The sequence below is a fragment of the Vibrio sp. 10N.222.49.C9 genome (assembly GCF_041474985.1).
GTDB classification, from domain to species: Bacteria; Pseudomonadota; Gammaproteobacteria; order Enterobacterales; family Vibrionaceae; genus Vibrio; species Vibrio crassostreae_C.
In genome coordinates, this window is record NZ_JBFRVD010000117.1 from 1 (window position 1) to 6,230 (window position 6,230).

The 6,230-nt window shown below is 41.9% G+C and carries 7 protein-coding genes; 4 read left to right on the plus strand and 3 right to left on the minus strand.

Annotated elements, in window-relative coordinates; translation table 11 throughout:
- Window positions 1-118: 118 nt before the first annotated feature.
- The 3 genes from AB4585_RS22210 to AB4585_RS22220 all read right to left on the minus strand — a co-directional run bounded on the left by AB4585_RS22210 (window position 119) and on the right by AB4585_RS22220 (window position 2,624).
- Window positions 119-1,018: a site-specific integrase gene (locus AB4585_RS22210; RefSeq protein ID WP_102329161.1), complete on the minus strand. Its 900-nt coding sequence runs from the start codon at window positions 1,016-1,018 to the stop codon at window positions 119-121.
- Window positions 1,011-1,313 carry a hypothetical protein gene (locus AB4585_RS22215; RefSeq protein ID WP_102329160.1) on the minus strand — a complete coding sequence of 101 codons (303 nt, stop codon included), beginning with the start codon at window positions 1,311-1,313 and terminating at the stop codon, window positions 1,011-1,013. Before AB4585_RS22215 ends, AB4585_RS22210 begins: the two co-directional genes overlap by 8 nt.
- Window positions 1,314-1,844: 531 nt before the next feature.
- The gene (locus AB4585_RS22220) at window positions 1,845-2,624 is read right to left on the minus strand and encodes a hypothetical protein (RefSeq protein ID WP_102329159.1); all 780 of its coding nucleotides are present in this window, start codon (window positions 2,622-2,624) and stop codon (window positions 1,845-1,847) included.
- An 841-nt stretch (window positions 2,625-3,465) separates the two neighbouring features.
- Between AB4585_RS22220 and AB4585_RS22225 the strand changes: the two genes are divergently transcribed.
- From AB4585_RS22225 to AB4585_RS22240, 4 genes are all read left to right on the plus strand, one after another.
- Complete coding sequence (locus AB4585_RS22225; protein ID WP_102329158.1) at window positions 3,466-4,428, plus strand: replication initiation protein; 963 nt, start codon at window positions 3,466-3,468, stop codon at window positions 4,426-4,428.
- A gap of 67 nt (window positions 4,429-4,495) precedes the next feature.
- Window positions 4,496-5,017 carry a ParA family protein gene (locus AB4585_RS22230; RefSeq protein ID WP_102329157.1) on the plus strand — a complete coding sequence of 174 codons (522 nt, stop codon included), beginning with the start codon at window positions 4,496-4,498 and terminating at the stop codon, window positions 5,015-5,017.
- On the plus strand, window positions 5,014-5,358 hold the full coding sequence (locus tag AB4585_RS22235; protein ID WP_102329156.1) for a hypothetical protein: 345 nt from the start codon (window positions 5,014-5,016) through the stop codon (window positions 5,356-5,358). Before AB4585_RS22230 ends, AB4585_RS22235 begins: the two co-directional genes overlap by 4 nt.
- Before the next feature lie 577 nt (window positions 5,359-5,935).
- A complete protein-coding gene (locus AB4585_RS22240; RefSeq protein ID WP_133126241.1) occupies window positions 5,936-6,217 on the plus strand; it encodes a hypothetical protein in 282 nt (93 codons plus the stop codon).
- The last annotated feature ends 13 nt before the right edge of the window (window positions 6,218-6,230 follow it).

Consider the following 6,230-nt stretch of genomic DNA (forward strand, 5'->3'; position numbering starts at 1 on the left):
ACATAGCGAGCGACCCCACCCAGCAAGGCATTGCAGCCTTACACGCACATTACCGCTGAATATCCTAAACGGATATTCAACGGCAGTCTGTGCTGCCGTTATCCGCAAAGTGTATCCGCTAACGCAAATACACCTTTGTTATCTCCGTGCGAAAATGCCCCATTTCTTGACTCACCGCTTGGAGCGCACAATTGTATTCCACCGTGCGCGTCAGAAACTCCATTCGGCGTTGTGCGTATGAATGCCTCAAGCCGTGCGCTCCATGACTCCAACCAAGATTCGCTTTTGATGATCGTGAAAATGAATCACTCCAATTTTTACCACCGCCAATATCATAACGCTGAGCGTATTGAATACCTCGATCCATCACTCGAACTGCTTTTTCGTGCCTGCGAGATTCCAACTCCGAGGCTAACTCTGGGGACAATCGAACTTCTCGAATCAGCCCTCCCTTCCCCTTCACCACGTAAGCGACGTCGTTTTCTCGGCCCAAAAATTTATCGTCCGAAACAGGCCTATCATCAACAGAAATCTCATCCATTCGCGCGATAGTCAGCAACTCGTGCGCTCGCAAACCTGCGTTATCAGCGATTCTCGACGATATTGCATGACGATCTCTTTGCCCAGTAACAACATACTCGACCTGATCTTGCCTGTAAGCTCTCGATTCAAGCACTTCCGCCTTCTCAGTTAGCACCATCTCTAATTTTTCATCAGGTGCTAGCGCCTTGGTGAAATGTAGCATGCGTTCTGAGGCCTGACGGGACATATTCAGTGAACTCTGGCCGACCTCAATCGCTCTATCACTCAAAAATTCACTCACATGTGCAGGGCTAGCCTTGCGCAATGGAAGCCGGTGCACTTCATTCATATGTAGCGCTAGAGCCTTTAGTGCAGTGCTGTAATTTCTTGATGAACCATCGGACATCTTCACTCCACTCGCACGCAAATCAGCAAGCACGTTTAGTGCCTGCTGTTCCGCTTTTTGCTCTGGCGTTCTAGTCTTATTTTTACTCATCTTTTTTCATCCAACGCTGCACAGTTGAATAACTACATTCAACGCCCTGCAATTTTAAGAACTCAAGCAATTCAGCAAGGGTTGCACCTGCTTCTCTCAATTTGCGCAACTCAAGTCGATAATTATCCAACTTCGAACGACGAGTTCTTTTACTACTCTGTAGAACTGCTCGATGAACACGAATAGCCTCTAGTTCAGAAGCAGGATCATCAAAATTGAATTTCATTTTTCGCTTATCCAGCGATTCTTTCCACTCTTTATTTACCACTGAGCTGTTACCTTCTTGTAAGTACATATGGCCAACGCATTTATGCGCCTCATATTCCCCGCTCAAAAAAGAGCGTACGCCTGGCTAAGACTATTTCTCTGTTGTCTGTTGGTAGAGCAAACCACATCGTTTTGATGTCGATGGCATCCTGTTTAATCTGTTCAGCTCAGTCATTCCTCCTTACGATAGCTTGATATCATGCTATCTTGATACGATGATGCGTTAGCAACATCGTAGTGAGCACTTTTGTGCTCTGACCCCTAGTAATTACTGCACTGGTCGGCAGTTTGAAACTCTCAAAGGGAGGCAATTACACAGTATTGCGACTGACCATTTCGCTTGTTGGCACAAGTAGTTGAGCAGTTTTTAGCTCAAGGGTTTGGCTATTTGAATGCCACTTCTTTTGATGAGTTATCCCTTTTTGCATTTCTGCCAGATCGGATTAACCGACTTGATTGGCGCTATGGCCATACCTAGATTAGTAAGGTAATCAACGCACAAAAAAATGGGTGTTAGGCTCTTTTTAAGACCCCAACACCCATGCCTTTTTTTGCAGAACTAACTGCCAAACAGCGCTAGTTTTAACGCCTCTATTCTCGATATTTTCACCGGCTGATTAAGCTCATTTTTAAGCTGTTCATTTTCATTCTTCAGAACCTTAAACTGGGCACGTTCCGCATCGAGTTCGATCTGCATTTTTTCAACTTGCAGTGCCGATGTTTCTGTTTGGCCACGCAACTGCAATTGCATCGCTGCAATATCTCCATCCTTCAAAATCAGCTGTTTTTCTAGCGCATTAGTTTCATTCTCTTTTGCACCCAGTAGCACTTTCAATTCTTCAACCTGGGCAGACAACTGAATGACTCTCTCTTTTAAAGCGCTCTGCGTATTTTCCTTAGCCTCAGATCGCAACCGCTCTTGCTGTTCAAGCAGCGCATCAAGATCCGCCTTAGTCTCTGGGAAATCTAATCCATCTTTTGCTAACGAACGCGCCAGTGAGTTGACCCAACCGGCCTTGATCTCCATTTCTCTTAAGTACGGCGCCACTTTGACACTCGACCACGCTCGCCTGTACGCATTCCAGCCCCCGATCTTCCAATTTAAACCCTCACTTGATTCAACGTATTCTTTCCAAGACTCGAACCCTAATTGGCCGATAAAGGTTCGAGTCAAGACTTCCTTCGGTAAACGGCCTTGCTCGGACAGCTCAGGTAGTAGGCGCTCAACGGTTTCCATGAACATCATCCACTGGGCTGGGTTGTTCTCAGTTCCTAACGCCAGCTTTAATTCTTCGTGAGATTCACGGGCTCTAGGTGACTCAAACTGTGTAATGTTCATGTTTACCCTTGATTAAATGTGTGTCTATGTGTTTTACACATAATAGCATATTTTAATGGCAGTACAAACCCAGGTCGACACAGACTTTAGGTAAGTTTTCGAGGTTTACAGCAGGGAAATGAAGCGAACCCAGAACGTGACAACGTGATAACAATGCGTGACAGAATCGCTCACAAGCGATCTAGGCTATTTCTAGTGGTTCGGATGAGGGTTTGCATGCGGAAACACTGCAGAGCGCTCTAAATGGTGCCCAGAGGCTCAAAATAAGCAGCTAACGAGGCCATTTAACATATCACCACAAGAACGCACCATAACGTTTAGCTGGAGAATGACGCCCAAGAACGGACAAATTACGGCTTAACTAAACATCAAAGGCAGATCATGATCATTAGCGGATCAATGCCATATATGGATAAATTCGGGAATGCATAGACGAACCAAAAAAAACACCTAACACACTGTAAACAAAAGGAGCGCAGTATTTTTGGAACCCAGCTCGCAACTTTAAATTTTGAGTAGATCTAGATCTCACCAAGTAAAACATAGGTTTTTAGCTTTAAAAAAGCACTGTTTCTTTAAAAAAAGGATCAAATAACTTTAGTTGTTTGTTTATATTTCCTTTAAAGCTTTCCTTTACGGAGGTTTTTTGTTGTTTATTTTCAATGACTTAGAATTAAACGCATGGATAAATTAGGGAGAATGTATGGATAAATTAGGGAGAACATATGGATGAATTAGGGAGAACATATGGATGAATTTAGGGTGGATAACTTTGCAATTCATTGAAGATAATTACATTATATGGATGGTGTTATCTCCGACTTCCATGTAAGAGCCTGATATGAAACTACCTAAAGAACTAGAGGCAAGAACAATTGTTCATCACAACGACCTATTAGCTTCGAGTTACTCTTTGAAGCTAAACGCTATGAGGCTCGTTTTTTTTGCTGCTACCAAATACAACAGCAAACAGGCCGCTACCAGTGTCGAAATTACTTTCACTGAGTACGCCGAAGCATTCAACATTAAGAGTAACGCTGTTTATGAAGAGCTAGTTCATGCTGTGGAAGAGTTACAGAAATCAGTCATTAAATTAGATGACGATAAGAATATCGAAGCCTTCCCTTGGGTATTTAAATCTCGCTATCCGAAATCAAATAAAGGTAAGTCGGTAGAGTTAATATTCCACCCAGATCTTAAGCCACTCATGTTTGAGTTGAGCGAGAGATTCACGCCAATTACACTAGAAAATATGGCACAACTCGACACTCCCTTCTCTATACGACTTTACCAATGGCTCAAACAAGCCCAGGACTTTAAAAAACACCGTGACGACAATGGTCTGGTTAGGCTCCATATTGATATTGAAGATATAAAACGCAGAGCGCAAATTTCAAATGGTTACAATACCGCTGATTTCCGTAGGTACGTTTTAGAACCAGCGGTAGGGAAAATTAACTCCAAAACTGATTTGACAGTCAATCTCACAACAGTCCGATCTGGGCGTTCGATTATAGGTTTTGATTTTCATTATGTGGTAGAGAAATTCTTAACTCCCAAACCACTTAGACCGCGACTTAAACGTCGGCCTCGTGTGCTGACTGGGTCCGATGAAGAAGGTCAGTGGATGCGAGCGAACTTCGAGCTTCTTCTTGAATACCGAAAGTCATTGAAGAAGTACGATTCATCCCTGCTTATGTCACTTCCTGATTTGCGAAAACTGGCTACTTACGCAAAGATAGTTGACCGAGACTACGCTGAAAAACTAGAACTGGAAATTAAAGAGAGAACCACTAAAAAATAAGGGATTACTTATTATAGGTACATACTATTAGTATATACTATTTGTATGTACTAATAGAGGTAAACTCATGCACATCATCTTCTTTAACACCAAGGGCGGAGTCGCTAAAAGCACGCTCTGCGACTACACATCACGCGAGCTTCAACGACTCGGCCACACAGTTAACGTACAAAATACAGATCAACAACAACACGTTGAGTTAATCACAAACGAAAACGCGACTATTCATTTGTACGACACGGCGGGTTCGTTCACTCAAGAAAATCTGGATTTGTTAAATGCTGCAGCACAAATAGACGACGTGAAAATTGTAATCCCAATTACCACCGGCGCGAGATGTTTTAAAGAGGTGCCGTTCATTTTAGATAAAATGCACGAACTCAACCTCTCAGGTAAATACAAATTCGTATTTTCAAAGGTACGTAGGCCCTTGACAAAAGGCTACTACTCAAGACGAAAACAACTTCAAGAACTCGATGCCGTTATAAGCAAATGGTCGCTCCCTCTCTTAGAGGATTTTAGTGAAGATGTTTGTACATCGAACACGAAGAAAGAAATTTCGCAGTTCATACACGAGGTGATCTTATGAGTTTATTGAATCAAAAAGAAACTACACCAAACTCTCGAGAAGCCTTAACAACTGAGAGCGCTCTCAGAGAAAAAGACAATGCTGAACGCAGAGAGTATCAACGTGAATTACGCACAAAAAACGTAGCTCACTGGAATTCTGAAAAACAACACATAGACGCATTAGATGATCTGAAACAGTACATCAAATCAAATACAGACAATGCTAATGAAGCGCGCTACGGCATCCACACAATGAAAGTTAATCCGCTCGAATATGCCATGATTAAACACGCAATGAAGAAGTCTGGCGCAAAATCTAGCAGAGAGCTGCTATTAAGCCTAATAAACAAAATGAAATAAATAGTATGTACTTATGGTATTTACTATAAGTACATACTAGCATCTAATCTAGATAGGGTTCACCTCTGCGCGTAAATCAAAATGGATGTTTGAGAGTTATCGATACTACAATCGTTGCAGTTGATAAACCCAAATACGTTACTGATCGTAAAATCAAATACAAACTTCGCTACGACATAGGGTACGGTCATGCTTTTTCAGATTCATTCTCTAAGGCATCTAAACGAGAGTTGGGCTGGTCTCATGGCGTCCACGGACTGCGCCACACGTTTGCTCAAGATCGCATGAAAGAACTTACGAACCACTGCAATTATAAAGAATCGTTACTCGCAACTAGCCAAGAACTGGGACATCTCCGTACAGAAATCACTCTCGTTTACCTTCGATAAACACACACGACTACAAAATTGATAGCTATATATCTCTTTACATACAGAGCGAGTAAAAAAAAAGCCTTTTTTATCAATCACTTATTTTGGGTTATGCTAAAAACTCAAAATAACACACAAAAAGAACTTTACAGAAACCCAAAAAGATACCATTATAGATACATCAGATAACCCACGGGGATAAACAAATGGCTAGAACAAGACACATACATATGCGTATGAGCGAACGCTCTATCACTGAGCAGATGCTGGATATCGTAGAGAAATTCGGAGTTGATGATGGTGATAAAATCATTCTTAACAAAAAGGCAATTGATAGCGCATTAACTTCCTTAAAAAAGATTTCTCAAGGCATGCAAAAGATGTCCAAAAGAGGTGGTTTAGTTCTAGTTAAATCTGGTGATATGGATGTGACTACATATGCTTTAGACTCATTTAATAGAAAATTATCGAAAGATTTAAATATGTAACAGAGGTTTATTG